The 18792-nt window shown below is 70.9% G+C and carries 19 protein-coding genes; 16 read left to right on the forward strand and 3 right to left on the reverse strand.

The genetic code is table 11. The features are described from left to right. The first annotated feature begins 291 nt into the window (after window positions 1-291). The 15 genes from ccmA to C1M51_RS13610 all read left to right on the forward strand — a co-directional run bounded on the left by ccmA (window position 292) and on the right by C1M51_RS13610 (window position 13676). The gene (gene ccmA / locus C1M51_RS13540) at window positions 292-927 is read left to right on the forward strand and encodes a cytochrome c biogenesis heme-transporting ATPase CcmA (RefSeq protein WP_242499693.1); all 636 of its coding nucleotides are present in this window, start codon (window positions 292-294) and stop codon (window positions 925-927) included. Further along, entirely contained in the window at window positions 924-1622 is a 699-nt protein-coding gene (gene ccmB, locus C1M51_RS13545) for a heme exporter protein CcmB (protein ID WP_242499709.1), read from the forward strand. The genes ccmA and ccmB overlap by 4 nt, the downstream gene beginning before the upstream one ends. A gap of 66 nt (window positions 1623-1688) precedes the next feature. Next, window positions 1689-2420, forward strand: a complete 732-nt coding sequence (gene ccmC / locus C1M51_RS13550; protein ID WP_129450529.1) for a heme ABC transporter permease CcmC — start codon at window positions 1689-1691, stop codon at window positions 2418-2420. Window positions 2421-2437: 17 nt separating this feature from the next. Further along, complete coding sequence (ccmD, locus tag C1M51_RS13555; protein WP_129450531.1) at window positions 2438-2596, forward strand: heme exporter protein CcmD; 159 nt, start codon at window positions 2438-2440, stop codon at window positions 2594-2596. Then, a complete protein-coding gene (gene ccmE, locus C1M51_RS13560) occupies window positions 2593-3063 on the forward strand; it encodes a cytochrome c maturation protein CcmE (RefSeq protein WP_129450533.1) in 471 nt (156 codons plus the stop codon). Before ccmD ends, ccmE begins: the two co-directional genes overlap by 4 nt. Beyond that, entirely contained in the window at window positions 3060-5045 is a 1986-nt protein-coding gene (locus C1M51_RS13565; protein ID WP_129450535.1) for a heme lyase CcmF/NrfE family subunit, read from the forward strand. The genes ccmE and C1M51_RS13565 overlap by 4 nt, the downstream gene beginning before the upstream one ends. Beyond that, entirely contained in the window at window positions 5042-5566 is a 525-nt protein-coding gene (locus C1M51_RS13570; RefSeq protein ID WP_129450537.1) for a DsbE family thiol:disulfide interchange protein, read from the forward strand. The genes C1M51_RS13565 and C1M51_RS13570 overlap by 4 nt, the downstream gene beginning before the upstream one ends. Further along, window positions 5559-6026, forward strand: coding sequence for a cytochrome c-type biogenesis protein (locus C1M51_RS13575; protein ID WP_129450538.1), 468 nt, complete (start codon window positions 5559-5561; stop codon window positions 6024-6026). Before C1M51_RS13570 ends, C1M51_RS13575 begins: the two co-directional genes overlap by 8 nt. Next, window positions 6023-7207, forward strand: a complete 1185-nt coding sequence (ccmI, locus tag C1M51_RS13580) for a c-type cytochrome biogenesis protein CcmI (RefSeq protein ID WP_129450540.1) — start codon at window positions 6023-6025, stop codon at window positions 7205-7207. Before C1M51_RS13575 ends, ccmI begins: the two co-directional genes overlap by 4 nt. A gap of 146 nt (window positions 7208-7353) precedes the next feature. Next, complete coding sequence (locus C1M51_RS13585) at window positions 7354-8181, forward strand: MipA/OmpV family protein (RefSeq protein ID WP_129450542.1); 828 nt, start codon at window positions 7354-7356, stop codon at window positions 8179-8181. A gap of 26 nt (window positions 8182-8207) precedes the next feature. After that, entirely contained in the window at window positions 8208-8873 is a 666-nt protein-coding gene (locus tag C1M51_RS13590) for a response regulator transcription factor (RefSeq protein ID WP_129450544.1), read from the forward strand. Beyond that, window positions 8870-10249, forward strand: a complete 1380-nt coding sequence (locus tag C1M51_RS13595) for an ATP-binding protein (protein WP_129450546.1) — start codon at window positions 8870-8872, stop codon at window positions 10247-10249. Before C1M51_RS13590 ends, C1M51_RS13595 begins: the two co-directional genes overlap by 4 nt. Window positions 10250-10327: 78 nt before the next feature. Then, window positions 10328-11272 (forward strand): SDR family oxidoreductase, encoded by a 945-nt coding sequence (locus tag C1M51_RS13600; RefSeq protein WP_129450548.1) that lies wholly within the window; start codon window positions 10328-10330, stop codon window positions 11270-11272. Then, a complete protein-coding gene (locus C1M51_RS13605) occupies window positions 11262-12338 on the forward strand; it encodes a hypothetical protein (protein ID WP_207207751.1) in 1077 nt (358 codons plus the stop codon). Before C1M51_RS13600 ends, C1M51_RS13605 begins: the two co-directional genes overlap by 11 nt. Window positions 12339-12449: 111 nt before the next feature. Next, window positions 12450-13676, forward strand: a complete 1227-nt coding sequence (locus C1M51_RS13610; protein ID WP_409072632.1) for an MFS transporter — start codon at window positions 12450-12452, stop codon at window positions 13674-13676. Here the strand turns inward: C1M51_RS13610 and C1M51_RS13615 are convergent. Further along, the gene (locus C1M51_RS13615) at window positions 13640-14110 is read right to left on the reverse strand and encodes an Lrp/AsnC family transcriptional regulator (RefSeq protein ID WP_129450552.1); all 471 of its coding nucleotides are present in this window, start codon (window positions 14108-14110) and stop codon (window positions 13640-13642) included. The two genes, C1M51_RS13610 and C1M51_RS13615, sit on opposite strands and share 37 nt — an antisense overlap. Window positions 14111-14230: 120 nt before the next feature. Here C1M51_RS13615 and mdeB point away from each other — a divergent pair, with 120 nt between their 5' ends. Then, complete coding sequence (gene mdeB / locus C1M51_RS13620; RefSeq protein ID WP_207207752.1) at window positions 14231-16906, forward strand: alpha-ketoglutarate dehydrogenase; 2676 nt, start codon at window positions 14231-14233, stop codon at window positions 16904-16906. Between the two features lie 71 nt (window positions 16907-16977). Here mdeB and C1M51_RS13625 read toward each other — a convergent pair whose 3' ends face one another. Further along, window positions 16978-17520, reverse strand: coding sequence for a CoxG family protein (locus tag C1M51_RS13625; RefSeq protein ID WP_129450554.1), 543 nt, complete (start codon window positions 17518-17520; stop codon window positions 16978-16980). A 12-nt stretch (window positions 17521-17532) separates the two neighbouring features. After that, the gene (locus tag C1M51_RS13630; RefSeq protein ID WP_129450556.1) at window positions 17533-18771 is read right to left on the reverse strand and encodes a VWA domain-containing protein; all 1239 of its coding nucleotides are present in this window, start codon (window positions 18769-18771) and stop codon (window positions 17533-17535) included. Window positions 18772-18792: the final 21 nt, after the last annotated feature.

The raw sequence follows: 18792 nt of genomic DNA on the forward strand, positions 1-18792 counted from the left end.
GCTCGATTCTCGCGCGCATCGATCCTCGATCGGTACGCACCTAGGGTTTTCATAGCGCGATGAACGGAGTCGATGTTGCGCGATCGACGTGCGCGGGTAGGTGTTCTTCCTCATGTGCGCGCTACCCGCACGAGTAGCGGCGATGTCGGAGTGCCGACCCAGAATCGAGCGATCACAGTTCGCAGCAATGCAGTACGCGAGGTTCCGAATGCTGGACCGCAAGACGAGGCCATCGAGTTCGACGCGCGTGCGTTGCGCCGCACGGCGACCTGGCATCACGAGAGGCCCGCGGTGCAGGACGTGGCAGTGATGGACGTCGTCGGCCTCGGCTTGCGCCGAGGTCGGGCGATGCTGTTTCGCGACCTGTCGTTCTCGCTCGTGCGGGGCCGACTGATGCACCTGACCGGCGCCAACGGCGCCGGCAAGACGAGTCTGCTGCGAACGCTGCTGGGCCTGACGACACCGAGCGCCGGCCAGGTGAACTGGTGCGGTACGCCGATCGCGAAGCAGCGCGAGACCTACCACCGCGCCGTGTTCTGGAGTGGCCATGCGGCCCAGTTGAAGGACGACCTGACCGCCGCCGAGAACCTGTGCGTGGCCTCCGCGCTGGCAGGCGATGCGATCGGTCCGAAGGCGGCGCAGCGCGTGCTCGACGAGATCGGCTTGTCGGGGCAGCGGTCGCTGCCGGCGCGGCTGCTGTCCGCGGGCCAGCGCCGGCGTGCTGCGCTGGCGAGGTTGGCGCTGTCGCGGGAGCGGCCGCTGTGGATCCTCGACGAGCCCTTCAATGCCGTCGACGCCGCGGCCAGCGGGTGGCTGCAGCGGCAGCTCGGCGACCACGTCGACCGCGGCGGCATGGTCGTGCTGACGAGCCACTGCACGCCGACGGCGGTGAGCGCGCTGCGTGACGTGGTGACGGTCGCGCTATGAGTGCGCAGGGGCGTGCGCTCGCCGGCCCGATGCACACCGCCGCCGCGCTGCTGGCGCGCGACGTGCGTGTGGCCGTCCGTCGCAAGTCGGACGCCTTCGGGGCGGCGGTGTTCTTCGTCGGGGCCGCGAGCGTGTTCCCGCTCGGCGTGGGCCCGGAGTCCCAGCTGCTCGCCCGCATGGGTGCGGGCGTCGTCTGGGTCGTCGCGCTGCTGGCCGGCATGATCGCGATGCCCGGCATCTTCGCCGACGATGGCCTGGACGGGTCGCTGGAATCGATGCTGCTGTCGCCGACGCCGCTGCCGCTGCTGGTCCTCGCCAAGGTCCTGGCGCACTGGGTGGTCAGCGGCCTGACGCTGGTCGTCCTGGCGCCGCTGCTCGCGATCCAGTACGGCCTGTCGTCGGCGGAGATCGTCACGCTCGAAGGCTCGCTGCTGCTGGGCACGCCCGTCATCAGCCTGGTGGGCACGATCGGTGCGGCGCTGACGGTCGGCGTGCGGCGACCGACCGTGCTCGTGTTCCTGCTGACGCTGCCGCTGGTCTGCCCGGTGCTGATCTTCGGCGCGGGCGCGGTGGCGGCGACGGCCTCGGGGCTGTCGAGCGCGCCCTACCTGTCCTTGCTCGGCGCGCTGCTGGCGCTGGCGCTGTTCTACGGGCCGGTCGCCGCAGGCGCTGCGCTGCGCGTCAGCCTGGACTGATGCAAGGCGGCCCGGTGCCGCATCGAACCCACCCTCTTCCGATCGACCGCCCGCACGGCCACGTTCATGAACCTCTTCTACTTCTCGGCACCGGCCAGATTCCATGCCCTCGCGGGACGCCTGATGCCGTGGTGCGCGGCCATCGCCGTCGTGCTGAGTGCGGTGGGCCTGTTCATCGGTCTCGGCGTCGCGCCGACGGACTTCCAGCAGGGCGACAGCTACCGGATCATCTTCATCCACGTGCCCGCGGCCTGGATGGCGATGGTGCTCTACGTCGCGATGGCGTTCTGGTCGGCCGTCGCCATCATCTTCAACGCCCGGGTCGCCGCCATGCTGGCGCAGAGCATCGCCCCGACCGGCACCCTCATGGCCTTCCTGGCACTGTGGACCGGCGCGATGTGGGGGAAGCCCACCTGGGGCACGTGGTGGGTGTGGGATGCGCGACTGACGTCGACGATGCTGCTGCTCTTCCTGTTCGTCGGCGTCATGGCGCTGCGCTCCGCCATCCACGACGAACGTCGGGCGGACCGCGCCGCGGGCATCCTGACCCTGGTCGGTGTGCTGAACGTTCCGATCATCTACTTCTCGGTGGTCTGGTGGAGCACGCTGCACCAGGGGGCGTCCGTCTCGATCGGGTCGTCTTCGAGGATGGCGCCGGTCATGCTCGAGGCGATGCTGGTGATGGTGTTCGCGTTCTGGTTCTACGCACTCGCCGTGGTGCTGGCGCGCGTCCGCACAGTCATCGCCGACCGGGAGGCGGACGCAGCCTGGTGCCGGCAAGGGCTCGCTGCGCGTTGATGCAAGAAGGAGTCTCCATGGACTTGTACTGGTCGAGCTTTGCCGACTTCGTGGCGATGGGGGGCTACGGTCCCTACGTCTGGGGCTCGTACGGCGTTGTCGCCGGCGCCGTGCTGATCGAGATCCTGGACCTGGTCGCGCGGCGCGCGTCGGCCGACCGCGGGGAGGACGCATGAAGCCCCGCGCCAGGCGCGCGCTGGCGATCGGCGCCGGCATCGTGTCGCTCGCGACGGCGGCCGCGCTGGTGCTCAATGCCTTCGAGGAGAACCTGGTGTTCTTCTACAGCCCCTCGCAGGTGCAGGCCGCGCAGACGCCGCGGGACCGGCCGTTCCGCATCGGCGGTCTGGTCGAGGACGGCAGCGTGCAGCGGGCGGCCGACGGGCTGCAGGTGAGCTTCCGCGTGACCGACACCGCGATCACCGTGCCGGTGTCCTACACCGGGGCCCTGCCGGACCTGTTCAAGGAAGGCAAGGGCGTCGTCGCGCAGGGCCGCCTGCGCGACGACGGCGTGTTCGTGGCCGATCAGGTCCTGGCCAAGCACGACGAGAACTACATGCCACCCGAGGCGGCCGAGGCCCTCCAGAAGGCCGGCAAGTCGCTGACCGGTGCCGGTCTCCAGCCGCTCGGGAGCGCTGCGCCATGATGCCGGAGCTCGGTCACTTCGCGCTCGTGCTGGCGCTGATGGTTGCGCTGCTGCCGCAGAGCCTGATGCCGCTGATCGGGGCCGCGAGGGGCAATGCGAGGTGGGTCGCGATGGCGCGTGTCGCCGCGCTCGTGCAGCTGGCGCTGGTGCTCATCGCCTACCTGTGCCTCACGCTGGCCTTCGTCCGCGACGACTTCTCGGTCGAACTGGCGGTGCGGCACTCCAATCTCGACCTGCCGCTGCCCTACAAGTTCGCCGCGGTCTGGGGCAATCACGAGGGCTCGATCCTGCTCTGGGCGCTCATCCTGGCCGGATGGACCGCCGCCGTTGCGCTGCGCTCGCGGCAACTGCCTCCCGAGCTGACGGCGCGCGTCATCGCGGTGATGGGGCTGATCAGCGTCGGCGTGCTGGCGTTCACGCTCTTCACGAGCAACCCGTTCACCCGCCGGTTTCCACCGGCATCGGACGGGCACGACCTGAACCCGCTGCTGCAGGACCCCGGGATGATCTTCCATCCCCCGCTGCTGTACATGGGCTACGTCGGCTTCTCGGTGGCGTTCGCCTTTGCGGCGGCCGCCCTGATCTCGGGCCGCCTCGACAGCACCTGGGCGCGCTGGTCCCGGCCCTGGACCACGGCGGCCTGGATGTTCCTGACCCTGGGCATCGCCCTCGGCAGCGCCTGGGCGTACTACGAGCTGGGCTGGGGCGGATGGTGGTTCTGGGACCCCGTCGAGAACGCGTCGTTCCTGCCCTGGCTGGTGGGAACGGCGCTGATCCACTCGCTGGCCGTCACCGAGAAGCGCGGGAGCTTCAAGATGTGGACCGTGCTGCTCGCGATCCTGGCGTTCACGCTGAGCCTCACCGGCACCTTCCTCGTTCGCTCCGGCGTGATCACGTCGGTGCATGCCTTCGCCACGGATCCGGCGCGGGGCGTCGCGATCCTGGTCTTCCTGTGCCTGGTGACGGGGGTCTCGCTCGCGCTGTTCGCGTGGCGCGGCCCGCGCGTGCGGGAAGGCGGCAGCTTCGATCTGGTGTCCCGTGAGAGCTTCCTGCTGGTCAACAACGTGGTGCTGGTGGTCGCTGCGGCGGTGGTCCTGCTCGGAACGGTCTATCCCCTGGTGCTCGACGCGCTGGACCTGGGAAAGATCTCCGTGGGGCCGGCGTACTTCAACACCGTGCTGCTGCCGCTGCTGACGCCGGCCCTGCTGCTCATGGGGGTGGCGTCGCTCGCGCGCTGGCGGCGCTCGCCCGTCGCGGAGCTGGCCCTGCGGCTGCGCTGGGCGCTGGCCGCGAGCCTCGCGCTGGCCGCCGGGGCGATGCTGGCAGTCGGCAGCGCGAGGCCGCAACTGGCCGTCTACCTCTTCCTCGCCGCCTGGGTGGTGACGAGCAGTCTCGCGGCCGTGGCCGGCCACCTGCGAGGTTCGGCGGTGACGCGCTGGGTCGACCGGCTGAGCGCCCAGACCGGCAGCTGGTACGGCATGCTGCTCGCCCACCTGGGCGTCGCGGTCTTCGCGATCGGCGTCACCCTGGTGAGCCACCTGGAGACCGAGCAGGAACTTCGCATGGAGGTCGGGGCGACCGCCCAGGTGGGGCGCCATGCGTTCACGCTCGAACGCGTGGACAACGTGGACGGACCGAACTATGCGGCGCTGAGGGCCCGCTTCGAGGTCCGGAGCGAGGACGGACCGCCGGTCGAGATCCTGGCCGAGAAGCGCCTGTACCGGGCGAGCGAGACATCGATGACCGAGGTGGGGCTGCGTCGGGGCCTGCTGCGGGACCTCTACATCTCGCTCGGCGAGCCGCTCGACGGCGGTCGTGCATGGAGTGTCCGCATCTACGTGAAGCCGTTCGTCAACTGGATATGGATTGGCTGCGTCCTGATGGCGCTGGGCGGCCTGGTCGCGCTGGGCGACCGCCGCTATCGCCTGCACGTGCGCCGTCGCGAGGCCCCGGTCGGTGCGGCGGAGGGGGTCGCGACATGAGCAGCTACCTCACGCCCCTGCTCGGCTTCGTGGTCCTGGCCGTGTTCTTCGCGATCGGCCTGCGCCACGATCCGAAGGAACTGCCCTCGGCCTTGATCGGCAAGCCGGCCCCGGCCTTCGATCTGCCCGTGCTGGCCGATCCGGCACAGACGCTGTCGACCCGGAGCCTGCACGGCCAGGTCTGGGTGCTCAACGTCTTCGCGTCCTGGTGTCCGCCCTGCCTGGAGGAGCACCCTCACGTCGTTCGGCTCGCGCAGGCCACGCGCGCCCATGTGGTCGGGCTCAACTACAAGGACGCACGGGCGGATGCCCAGCAGTGGTTGCGCCAGCACGGCAACCCGTTCGCGTCGGTCGTCGCGGATGTCGAAGGACGCACCGGCATCGACTACGGCGTCTACGGTGTCCCGGAGACCTTCGTCGTCGACAAGGCCGGGCGGGTCCGCTACAAGCACACCGGACCGCTCACGTCGGCCGTGGTGCAGGACAAGATTCTTCCCCTGTTGGCGGCCCTCGATGAATGACGCCCCGACGATCCTGCTGGTGCTCGCGCTGACCGGCCTGCCTGCCGCGGCGATGGACGCGACGCCGCTGAGCGAAGACCCGGTGCTGGAACTGCGTGTCCAGCGGATGGCCACCGACCTCCGGTGTCTGGTCTGCCAGAACGAGAGCATTGCCGGCTCGCATGCGGACCTGGCCGTCGATCTGCGGCGCCAGATCCGCGAGCAGGCCCGCGCCGGCCGGAGCGACGAGGAGATCGTCGAATTCCTGGTCGACCGCTACGGCGACTTCATCCTCTACCGACCGCCGTTCAAGCCATCGACCTGGGTGTTGTGGGTCGGGCCCTTCGCCCTGCTGGCGTTCGCCGCTGCGCTCCTGCTGCGTGCGGTGGTGCGGCGGCGTCGCGGTGCGCCGGCCCCGCTGAGCGAGACGGAGGTGCACGAGGCCCTCGAAGGCTTGAGCGTGAAGGAGCAACGGCCATGATGGTGATCCTGGGGATCGCGGCGGTGCTTGCCGTCGTGGCGCTGTGTCCGCTCGTTCGGCCGTTGCTGCGGTCGAGCGCGCCCGAGCGGCGGGGCGCGGATGCCGGCGAGCGCGTCCTGCGCGAGCAGTTCGACGAGATCCGGCGGGGCCTGGCGGCGGGGACGGTCGACGCGGCGGAGTACGGCGAGTCGCGCCGCGAGATCGCGAGCCGGATCCACGACGAACGTTCACCGACCGTCGCGCTGCGCTTCGAGACGCCGGAGCGCTGGCAGGCGGCGGCCCTGCTGACGGTCCTGGTCGTCGGCGCCTTGTGGGTCTATGCGCAGATCGGCGGGGCATCGGCCGTCGCGGCCTATGTGGAAAGTACCCTGCCGCCGGACGGAGCGCGACACGAGACGCTGGACCTGCGCTCGACCCGCGATCAGCTCGCTCGCCAGTTGAAGAGCAGTCCGAAGGACGACCAGGGATGGGCCATGCTGGGCCGCGTCGAACGGGAGCTGGGGAACACGGCCGAGTCCGTGAAGGCGTTCGACGCGGCCGTGCAGGCCCGCCCCGACAACGCCGAGCATCTGGCCGAGTACGCGCGGGCCGTTGTGCTGAACCAGGGCGGGCGCCTCGATGGCGAGGTGCCCTCGCTGGTGGAGCGGGCCCTGGCGATCGATCCGGACAACCGCAACGCGCTCGCACTGGCCGGTGCCGCCGCGCTGTCCCGGCACGAATTTCAGGCGGCCGCAGATCACCTGGGCCGGCTCCAGGGCCTGGTCCCGCCCGACAGCGACGTCGCCAGGCAACTGACGGCCATGGTGGAGCGCGCGCGAGAGAAGGCGGGCGGCACCGGACCCGGCCTGAACGTGTCGATTCGCCTGACCGAGGCCGCACGCCGCCAGATCCGCACCGGCGATGTCCTGTACGTCTTCGCTCGCACGGCCGAGGGCGAACGCATGCCGTTGGCAGCCAACCGGGTGCCGGCGCGCGCGGACCAGGAGCACTACGAGCTGACCCTGACCGATGCGCAGTCGCTGACACCCGAGCGCCGCCTGAGCACGGCCGGCAGCGTGATCGTCGGTGCCAAGCTCGCGCGCGGTGGGGACGCTGCGTCGACCGTGGACAACCTGGAAGTGCACAGCGCGCCGACCGAACCCGGCGGCGTGTTGGCGCTGGTGCTGGGTGCGGGCCGCTGAACCGGTGGGCCTGTCGCTTGCTTGATCCCAGGGCACTGCCACCCAGGCCCTTAAACAAAACTTAAAGCGCTCTCGAAAGAATGACGGAAGCCGCTTGCGCCCGAGCGGCTGCTGCTTCATCCCCCGTCATTCTTCGGAGTCGAACCATGTCGAGCCAGACAGCTCTCGGCGATCTTCCCGCCGGTGTCGTGCGTCACCTGTGCGCAGCGTGCGTGGCGCTGGTCGTCCTGCAAGGCCCTCAGGCGGCGCGCGCAGAGACGCCATCCGACGCCGCCGCCATCGCATCGGCCTCGGGCAGCGAATCCCGCTGGGGCCTCGGGCTGGGTGGCGGGACGATCCGCCGGCCCTACCGGGGCGTCGACGACGAGACGGTCGCGCTCCCGATCCTGCTGTTCGAGAACCGCTGGCTCAGCATGGCCGGGCCCGGCATCGACCTCAAGTTCCCGTCCACCGCGCCGCTCTCGTTCCGGTTGCGGGCTCGCTACGAGCTGGGCCTCGGCTACGAGGCCGTCGATGCCCCCGCGCTCGCCGGCATGGCCGAACGCAAGGCCGGGCTCTGGATGGGCGCCGCCGCGCTGTGGCGTACCGGCGTCGTCGACATCGAGGCCGAGTGGCTCGGCGACGTGTCGGGCTACAGCGAAGGGCAGCGCGCGACGCTCGGACTGCAGCGGCGGGTGCCGCTGGGCGGGTTCTCGATCACGCCACGCGTCGAGGCCATCTGGCTCGATCGCCGCAACGTCGACTACTACTACGGCGTGCGGTCACAGGAGGTGAGGGCGGGCCGTTCGCTCTACGAACCGGACAGCACGGTCAACCTGCGCCTGGGCCTGCGCGTCGACTACCGGATCCTGCCGGACCATGTCCTCTCGCTCGACCTGAGTGCGACGCGCCTCGGCAGCGCCATCGAGGACAGCCCGATCGTCGACCGGTCCGGCACGTCCGCCGCATTCGTCGCCTACAGCTATCGTTTCTGACCGATGCCCTGGGCGAGGAGTGCGCATTGAACCTCATGCTGGTCGAAGACGACTTCCTGCTGGCCGACGCCATCTGCGACGGCCTCCGCCAGCAGGAGTGGACGATCGAGCACGCGACGAACGGGGTGGCGGCCAAGGTCGCGTTGCTCGACCACACCTTCTCGGTCATCCTGCTCGACCTCGGGCTGCCCGGCGATTCCGGGCTCTCCGTCCTGAAGTGGATGCGCGAGCGCTTCGACTCGACGCCGGTGTTGATCATCACCGCGAAGGGACAGCTCAGCGAACGCATCAAGGGCCTGGACAGCGGTGCGGACGACTACCTGGTCAAGCCCTTCGAGTTCGACGAACTGCTGGCGCGCATCCGCGCGCTGGTGCGTCGCAGCCAGGGGCACGTCGTTCAGGACCGGACCTTCGGCGACGTGAGGGTCGATCCCGACAAGCGCATCGTCACGCGAGGCGGAGAACGCGTGGGTCTGAGCGCACTCGAGTACCGCACGCTGCTGGCGCTGATCGAGCGGCCGGAGCGCGTGGTCACTCGTGAACACCTGCAGCAGCTCGTCTACGGGGACGACATGTCCGTGGAGAGCAACACCATCGCCGTGTTCATCCACCAGCTGCGCCGCAAGCTGGGCGAGGACATCATCGAGACGGTCCACGGTCATGGCTACACGATGAGGAAGTCTCGCGCATGAGACGCTCGATCAAGGGCCGGATGATCCAGGCCCTGGTGCTGTGGATGATCGTCGCGTGGGCCCTGCCGATCGGCATCGTCTATCTGTGCGCCACCGACAGCCAGACCAGCGTCTGGGACGACAAGCTCCAGTCGATCGGCACCAAGGTCCTGCAGATCCTGCCCGCCGGGATCGGCAGCGACGGTGCCGGCTTCGACCGGACGCTGCAGCTTCCGCACGACGTGGTGGCCCAGGAGCATGAGCTGACGTTCCAGGTGTGGGGTCACGGCGGAACGCGGTTGCTGGCCAGCACGCCGGGGGCCCCTCGGGCGCCGCTGCGCGCCGATTTCAAGGAGGGCTTCGCCAACGCCGAGATCGGCGGTCAGCCGTGGCGCGTGTATTCGGTGGTGGACCGCAGCGGCAGCGTTCACGTCCAGGTCGGCAACGACCGCCGCCTGATCAACGCGGGCTTCCGGAAGTACTTCGCCAGCATGGTGGCGATGACGACCGTCGGGCTGGCGCTGACGGGACTGATGATGTGGTGGTCGGTGCGCAGGACGCTCGAGCCGCTGGCGCACCTCGAGCAGACCACGCGCGACCGTTCGAGGTTCGATCTGAAGCCCTTGCCCACCGAGCGCCTGCCGTGCGAGCTGCTGCCACTGGTCGACGCGTTCAACCATGTCCTGTCGCACCTGGATCAGGCCATCAAGGCCGAGCGCCAGTTCATCAGCGACGCCGCCCACGAGCTGCGGACGCCGTTGTCCGCGCTCCAGGCGCAGTTCGAAGTGGCGCTGCGCTCCAGGACCGAGGAAGAGCGGAACCTGTCGCTCAGGAAGCTGCTGGTCGGCGTGCAGAGAAGCACCCGGCTCGCGGAACAGCTGCTCGACCTGGCCCGGCTCGAGGCCGGCAACCATGCGCCGGTACGGAGCTGGTACGACCTGCAGGACATCGTGCTTCATGTGGCGAGCGAATTCGAAGTCAGCGCCGCTCGGCAGCGGCAGTCCATCGAACTGGCCGTGCAGCCGTGCCGGGTGCATTGCGACATCGACGAGATGGGGATCCTCGTCCGGAACCTCGTCGACAACGCACTGCGCTACACCCCGCCCGGCGGACGGGTGCTGATCCGTTGCGGTCACCGCGACGAAGGCGAGGGTTCCCGACCTTTCCTGGAGGTGGCCGACAACGGCCCCGGCGTGCCCACCGAGGAACGGGAAGCCATCTTCGAGCGGTTTCATCGCGTGCCCGGCAACGGGGCCGTCCGTGGCGCGGGCATCGGCCTGTCGCTGGTGAGCCGGATCGCCAGGATGCACAGCGCGCGCATCGAGACCGGGGCCGGCTTCGGCGATCCGGGTCTCAGCGTGCGCCTGCTGTTTTCGCCGTTCGCGGAAGCGGCCTGAAGGGCGACAGCGCACCCTTAATCGATTCCTAAACAGGCTTTGCCAGCATGTCGGTTCCGGAACCCTCAGGCAAGGCTCATGAAACACTGGACAGCTTCCGACATCCCCGATCAGCGTGGCCGCACGGCGGTCGTCACCGGCACCGGTGGACTCGGATTGCAGGACGCGCTGGCACTGGCGCGGGCGGGATCGAACGTCATCATCGCCGGCCGGAGCGCGGACAAGGGCGCCGCAGCGGTCGAGCATGTCCGTCGCCGTGTGCCCGGCGCGGCCGTGGGCTTCGAGCTCCTGGATCTCGCGTGCCTCGAGTCCATCGAAGCCTTCGGCAGCCGGCTGCGCAGTTCGCTGGCCGGCCTGGACCTGCTGATCAACAACGCGGCGGTCATGACGCCTCCTGAACGCCGGCAGACGGTCGACGGCTTCGAGCTGCAGTTCGGGACCAACCACCTGGGGCACTTCGCGCTGACCGCCCAGCTGCTGCCGCTGCTGCGCGAGGGCCAGGCGCCTCGTGTCGTCAGTGTCTCGAGCGTCGCGGCTCGCGACGCGAGCCTGCAGTTCGACGATCTTCAATCGAAGCGGAGTTACCGGCCGTTCGCCGCCTACGGCCAGTCGAAGCTGGCCTGCCTGATGTTCTCGTTCGAGCTGCAGCGCCGCAGCGATGCCGGCGGCTGGGGCATCCAGAGCGTCGCCGCGCATCCGGGGATCGCGCGCACCGAACTGCTGCCCAACGGCGCCGGCCCGTTCAGCGCCGCCGGCCTGGCGCGGCGCGTGCTGTGGTTCATGTTCCAGCCGGCGGCGCAGGGGGCCTTGCCGACGCTGTTCGCGGCGACGTCGCCGCAGGCGCGAGGCGGCGCCTACTACGGCCCCGACCGGCTCGGCGAGACCCGCGGTCACCCCACCGAAGCCAGGGTCCCTCCGCAGGCGCTGGACACGGGTCACGCGACGCGGCTCTGGCGGGAGTCCGAGCGCCTGACCGGCGCGAGCTTCCTGCCGGCAACAAGCAGCCTCTGCCATGAAGCCTGACCGCAGCGCCCCGGACTCGCCGGACGGCTCGGTGGACCCGGGCCGACGGCGGATGAACGCCCTGTTGCTGTCGATGGCCGTGATGGCGGCGCACGGCGGCGCCGGAGCGCAGCCGGTGGCGCCGTCCTTCGAGGTGATCGACTTCGACTGGTTCGATCCGGCGCGGGCCCGGGCCGTGCCGGTGCGCCTGTACTGGCCGGCGCGAACGGTGGGCGGAACCCCGGTGCCGCTGGTGGTGTTCTCGCATGGCATCGGCGGCTCGCGGCAAGGCTACAGCTACCTCGGCAGGCACTGGTCGACCCACGGCGTGGCGAGCCTGCATGTTCAGCACGTCGGCAGCGACGCCGCGCTCTGGCGCGGCAACCCCTTCGGGGTGGTCGGTCGCCTGCAGTCGGCGGCTCGGGAGCACGAGGCCATCGCCCGGGCCGCGGATGTGCGCTTCGCGCTCGACGGCATGCTGTCGGATCGAACGGGTGAGCGGGGCGCCGCCGTCGACCGCCGGCGCATCGTCGCGGCGGGCCATTCCTATGGCGCGAACACCACGTTGCTGGCGGTCGGTGCTCAGGTCGTGCGCAACGGACAGGCGATCGTCTGCCTGGATGCCCGCTTCACGTCGGCGATCGTCATCTCCGCGCCGCCGTTCTACGGCGAGCCCGACCTCGCGTCGGTGCTGCGCCCGGTGTCGGTGCCGACCCTCCATGTCACCGCCACCGACGACATGATCGAGATCCCGGGCTACCGCTCCGGCGTGGAGGATCGGCTGGCGATCTTCGATGCGATCGCCCATCCGCACAAGCTGCTCGCGGTGTTCCGCGGCGGCTCGCACAGCATGTTCACCGATCGTCCGAACACCGGCGGTCGTGCCCTGAACGCCGAGGTGAAGCGGGCCACGGCGGACCTCGCCCTGGCGTTCCTCGACCTGGTCTTCGAAGGGGACGGTGCGGCGCTCACGCAGTGGCGCGCCAGCTGGCAGCCCATCCTGGCGCGACCGCTGGCCGCCGCCGACGTCGATCGCCCGAAGCATCAGAAGATGGCTCGCGTTGCAGCCGGTCCGTCCTCCAGTTAGCACGCTCTGCAAAGGCCTGCGGCGACCGGGACTTGCTGCGACGCAACACAATGCGTCGCGATGAATCCTTCGCCCACCGATCTCCTCTCCGCCGCCGGCGCGTCGGCGCCGATGGCCCGCAGCGATCCGCCGTTCTGGACGGCCATCGTCGCGCTCGGCGTCGGCGGCTTCGCCATCGGCACCGGCGAGTTCGTGATCATGGGCCTGCTGCCCGAGGTGGCCCGTGACCTCGGCGTGAGCATCCCGCAGGCCGGCCACGTGATCAGCGCCTACGCGCTGGGCGTGGTGATCGGTGCACCGGTGCTGGCGGTGCTGGCCGCCGGCTGGCCGCGGCGCCGGCTGCTGATGGCCCTGATGGCGCTGTTCGCGCTGGGCAACTTCGCCAGTGCGCTGGCGCCGGGCTATCTGTCGCTGAACGCGCTGCGCTTCATCGCCGGCCTGCCGCACGGCACCTACTTCGGTGTGGCCGCACTGGTGGCCGCCTCGCTGGCGCCACCCGACCGCCGCGCCGGCGCGGTGGGTCTGGTGATGCTGGGCCTGACCAGCGCCACGCTGGTCGGCGTGCCGATCGCGGCCTGGATGGGCCAGCACTGGGGCTGGCGGTCCGCATTCGTGCTGGTCGGTGCGATCGCCGCGCTGGCCTGCGTGCTGGTGCGCCGCGGCGTGCCCGACCTGCCGGCGGCGCAGGGCGCGAGCCCGCTGCGCGAGCTGGGCGCGCTGGCGCGGCCCCAGGTGTGGCTCACGCTGGGCATCGGCGCCATCGGCTTCGGCGGCATGTTCGCGGTGTTCAGCTACATCAAGCCCACGCTGACCGAGGTGTCCGGCCTGCCGCTGGGCGCGGTGCCGGCGGTGCTATCGCTGTTCGGCCTGGGCATGGTGGCCGGCAACCTGGTGGGCTCGCGGCTCGCCGACCGCGCGCTGATGCGCACGGTGGCCGGCCTGCTGCTGTGGAGCGCGCTGGTGCTGGGCTCCTTCGTGTTCACCGCCCACCACCCGGTCAGCGCCGCCGCCAGCGTGTTCCTGGTCGGCACCGTGGTGGCGCTGGCGCCGGCGCTGCAGATCCGCCTGATGGACGTGGCCGGCGACGCGCAGACATTGGCCGCCGCGCTGAACCACTCGGCCTTCAACATGGCCAATGCGCTCGGCGCCTGGCTGGGCGGCGTGGCCATCGCGGCCGGCCTGGGCTGGACCTCGACCGGCTGGGTCGGCGCGCTGCTCGCGCTGGGCGGGCTGGTGGTGTTCGGCCTCGCGCTGCGGCAGGACCGGCGCGCGCGCCGCGCGGCGGCCGTGCCCGGCGGCGCTCAGCTGCCGGCGGCCAGCGGCAGCGCGGTCTTGTAGCGCACCTGCTTCAGCGCGAAGCTGGAGCGGATCTTCTCCACCTGCGCGATCGGCGACAGCTGTTCGAGGATGAAGCGCTCCAGCGCCGCCATGTCGGCCACGGCCACGCGCAGCAGGTAGTCGGCGTCGCCGGTCATCAGGTAGCACTCCATCACCTCGTCGCGCGCGCACACGCTGGCCTCGAAGGCCTCCAGCGCGGCGCGGTTCTGCTGCTTCAGGCTGATCGAGATGAAGACGTTGAGGTGCAGCCCCAGCGGCGCGGGGTCGAGCAGTGCGACGTAGTGGCGGATCACGCCGGCGGCCTCGAGCGCGCGCACCCGCGCCAGGCAGGGCGAGGGCGAGAGGTGCACGCGGCGCGCCAGCTCCACGTTCGAGAGGCTGCTGTCGCGCTGCAGCTCGGCCAGGATGCGCAGGTCGAGGGCGTCGGGTTTCATCGTCGTGCCGTCAAATTGAATGTTCACAGCATTTTGTGCTGTAAATGGGCGGAGGACGCCGGCTTTCGGTGGCATATGCGGCCTCCGCAGGCGCACAGTGCAGGGCAGAGGAGCCTTGCCATGACCCAAGTGTTCGAACCCCTGCAGTTCCAGGCCGCCGCCGGCGATATCGACCCCGCCGAGACCGCCGAGTGGCGCGATGCGCTGGCCGCGGTGCTGGCCGCCGCCGGGCCGGAGCGCGCGCGTTTCCTGCTGGACCAGCTGGCCGCGCAGGCCCGCGAGCCCGCCATCGCCTGGCAGCCGCGCGGCGGCGGTTCGCCCTACGTCAACACCATCCCGGTCGAACGCCAGCCGGTCTTCCCGGGGGACCTGGCGATCGAGGAGCGCCTGGCCTCGCTGATGCGCTGGAACGCACTGGCGATGGTGGTGCGCGCCAACCAGGCCTACGGCGATCTGGGCGGCCACATCGCCAGCTACGCGAGCGCGGCCGATCTGTTCGAGGTCGGCTTCAATCACTTCTTCCGCGCGCGCAACGCGCAGCAGGGCGGCGACCTGGTGTTCTACCAGCCGCACTCGGCGCCCGGCGTCTACGCGCGTGCCTTCCTCGAAGGCCGCCTGAGCGAGGCCGACCTCGCGCACTACCGGCAGGAGCTCGCCGCGCCGGCGGCCGGCGCGCAGGGCCTGTCGAGCTATCCGCATCCGTGGCTGATGCCTGACTTCTGGCAGTTCCCCACCGGCTCGATGGGCATCGGTCCCATCAGCTCCATCTACCAGGCGCGCTTCATGCGCTACCTGCAGCACCGCGGGCTGCTGCAGACCGATGGCCGCCGCGTCTGGGGCGTGTTCGGTGACGGCGAGATGGACGAGCCCGAGAGCATGAGCGCGCTCACGCTGGCCGCGCGCGAGAAGCTCGACAACCTCACGTGGGTGATCAACTGCAACCTGCAGCGCCTGGACGGCCCGGTGCGCGGCAACGGCCGCATCATCGACGAGCTGGAGGCGCTGTTCGCCGGCGCCGGCTGGCAGGTCATCAAGCTGGTGTGGGGCTCCGACTGGGACGGCCTGTTCGCGCGCGACACCCACGGTGCGCTGCGCAAGGCCTTCGCCGGCACCGTGGACGGCCAGTTCCAGACCTTCGCCGCGAAGGACGGCCGCTACAACCGCGAGCACTTCTTCGGCCAGACCCCCGAGCTTGCCGCGCTGGCGCAGGGCCTGACCGACGAGCAGATCGACCGGCTGCGCCGCGGGGGCCATGACATGGTGAAGATCCACGCCGCCTACCACGCGGCGATGCAGTGCCGCGGCCGGCCGGTGGTGATCCTGGCGCAGACCAAGAAGGGCTACGGCATGGGCGAGGCCGGCCAGGGCCGCATGACCACCCACCAGCAGAAGAAGCTCGACCGCGACGACCTGATCGCCTTCCGCAACCGCTTCGCGCTGCCGCTCAGCGACGAGCAGGCGGCGAACCTGGAATTCTTCAAGCCGGCCGACGACAGCCCCGAGATGCGCTACCTGCACGCGCGCCGCGCGGCGCTGGGCGGCCCCATCCCGGCGCGCGTGGCGCAGGCGCCGGTGCTGGCGGTGCCGCCGGTGGCGCGCTGGGGTGACTTCGCGCTGAACGCCGACGGCAAGGAGATGAGCACCACGATGGCCTTCGTGCGCATGCTCACCGCGCTGCTGAAGGACGCGCAGCTCGGCCCGCGCATCGTGCCCATCGTCGCCGACGAGGCGCGCACCTTCGGCATGGCCAACCTGTTCAAGCAGATCGGCATCTACTCCAACCTGGGCCAGAACTACGAGCCCGAGGACATCGGCTCGGTGCTCAGCTACCGCGAGGCCACCGACGGCCAGATCCTGGAAGAGGGCATCAGCGAGGCCGGCGCGCTGAGCTCCTGGGTGGCCGCGGCCACCAGCTACAGCGTGCACGGCGTGCCGATGCTGCCGTTCTACATCTACTACTCGATGTTCGGCTTCCAGCGCGTGGGCGACCTGATCTGGGCCGCGGCCGACCAGCGCGCGCGTGGCTTCCTGCTCGGCGCCACCGCGGGCCGCACCACGCTGGGCGGCGAGGGCCTGCAGCACCAGGACGGCTCCAGCCCGCTGCAGGCGTCGACCGTGCCCAACTGCCGCACCTGGGACCCGGCCTTCGCGGGCGAGGTGGCGGTGATCGTGGAGCACGGCATGCGCCGCATGCTGGAGGAGCAGGCCGACGAGTTCTTCTACCTGCTGCTGATGAACGAGAACTACGCCAACCCCTCGCTGCCCGAGGGCGCGGCGGCCGGCGTGCTGAAGGGTCTGTACCGTTTCCGGCCGGCGCAGGGCAAGAAGGCCGCACAGGTGCGCCTGCTCGGCTCCGGCGCGATCCTGCGCGAGGTGCTGGCGGCGGCCGAGCTGCTGCGCAGCGACTACGGCGTGGAGGCCGAGGTGTGGAGCGCCACCAGCTACAGCGAGCTGCAGCGCGAGGCCATCGAGGTGGAGCGCCACAACCGCCTGCAGCCGCAGGCGCCGCGCCGCCGCAGCCACGTGGCGCAGTGCCTCGCCGGCAAGGCGCCGGTGGTGGCCGCGAGCGACTACGTACGCGCCTGGCCGCAGCTGATCGCGCCCTACGCCGAGGCCTCGCGCTTCGTGGCGCTGGGCACCGACGGCTTCGGCCGCAGCGACACGCGCGAGCAGCTGCGCCGCCACTTCGAGGTGGACCGCGCGCACATCGCGCTGGCGGCGCTGGATGCGCTGGCGGATGCGGGGAGCGTGCCGCGGGAGGTGGCGGTGAAGGCGGCGGGGCGGTTGGCGGGCTGAAGCAGGTCGCGCCGGTTGTCGTCTATCTGCACCGACCGTGCGGTGCAGACGCCTCGGCGCAAAAGATCACCTCAGCCGAACAACCGCTTGAACCAGGCCACCAGGCGCGCCCAGCTCCCCTGGGCCGGCAGCTCGGCGGCCGGTGCGGCGATCTCCGCCGCCGCCGGATAGCGCGCCGCCAGCTGCTGCTCGAAGGCGGTGAAGAACTCGCCCGCCATCTTCTGCGCCGCCATGTCGATCAGCCGCGAGCCGATTTGCGCGATCTTGCCGCCCACCGAGGCGTTGGCGGTGTAGTGCAGCAGCGTGGTGTGGGGCCCGGTGGACTCCAGCCGCACCGTGGCCTGGCCCTTGCCGTGGCCGGCCGGGCCGCCCTGGCCTTCGAAGGCGAGCACGTAGGAGGTCGGCGGCTGCAGGTCCGACAGCAGCAGCTTGCCCTTGAACTTGGCCTTCACCGGGCCGATGGCGGCGGTGAGCGCCACCTCGTAGGCGTTCTCGCCGGTCGCGGTGATCGATTCGCAGCCGGGGATCGCGGCCTGCAGGATGGCGGTGTCGTTGAGCGCTTCCCAGGCGATGGCTTGCGAAACGGGCAGGGCTTGCTGGCTGGTGAGTTGCATGGCGGCGGTCTCTCAGGTCGGAACGGGAAGGGGCAAGGAAGGGCCCGCGCGCGACGGGCGGCGCGGCGCCGGTGCGGTGGCGAGCACGCGCGCCAGGTCGGCCAGGCTGTCGAGGTTGTGCGCGGGCAGGAAGTGGTCCACGTGCGGCAGCATCGCGCGGATGCCGGCGGCGCGTGGCTCGAAGCCGGCGTAGCGCAGCAGCGGGTTCAGCCACACCAGGCGCCGGCAGCTCTTGTGCAGGCGCTCCATCTCGAAGCGCAGCGCGTCGGTGTCGCCGTGCTCCAGGCCGTCGGAGATCAGCAGCAGCGTGGCGCCGCCGCCGAGCACGCGGCGCGACCAGTGGCGGTTGAAGTCGTGCAGGCAGGCGGTGATGCGGGTGCCGCCCGACCAGTCGTCCACCCGGCGCACCACCTGCGCCACCGCGAGGTCGGGGTCGCGCTGCGCCATCAGCCGGCTGATCGGCGTGAGCCGCGTGCCGAACACGAAGCTGTGCACCCGCAGTCCGCCGCGGCCCATGGCATGCGCGAAGTGCAGCAGCATGCGCGAGTAGCGGCTCATCGAGCCGGAGATGTCGGCCAGCACCACCAGCGGCGCCGGCCGCGTGCGCGGCGTGCGCCAGTGCATCGGCCCGCCGTCGCCGTGGCGCGCCATCGCCTGCACGGTGGCGCGCCAGTCGGCCTGGCCGGGCCGCGTCGCCGGCCGCATGCGGCGGGTGCGCAGCGGCTCGGCGAAGTGTTCCAGGGCCTGCAGCAGGCGCTGCGCCTCGCGCCATTCGTCGGCCGTCATCGTGTCGAAGTCGGCCTTGCGCAGCAGCTCGCGGTCCGACCAGGTGAGCGTGGCCTCGATGTCGAGCTGCTCCTTCGGCGGCGGGGCATCGGGCCGTGGAGGCTGTTGCGGGAACAGCGCCGCGGCGAGCCGGCGGTTCTCGGGCGGCGGCGGACCCTTCTCGGGGCCCTGCACGCGCGGCAGCAGCATCGCCATCACGCGGCCCGTCAGGTCGGGGTCGCGCCAGAACAGGTGGAAGGCCTGGTCGAACAGCAGGTGCTGCTCGGGCCGCGCGACGAAGCAGGCCTGCAGCGTGGCGTGGAAATCGCGCCGGCTCGCCAGCCCGGCCAGCGGCAGCGCGCGCAGCGCGAGCTGCACGCGGTCCTGCCCCACCGGCAGGCCGGCGCTGCGCAGCACGCGGGCGAAGTGCATCACGTTGGCGGCCAGGTGGCCGGGCAGGGTGTCGATCGCGGCGGGCGGGAGCATCTGGCGTCAGTGGCCCGGCAT

The sequence above is a fragment of the Methylibium sp. Pch-M genome (assembly GCF_004136295.1).
Lineage (GTDB): Bacteria > Pseudomonadota > Gammaproteobacteria > Burkholderiales > Burkholderiaceae_C > Methylibium > Methylibium petroleiphilum.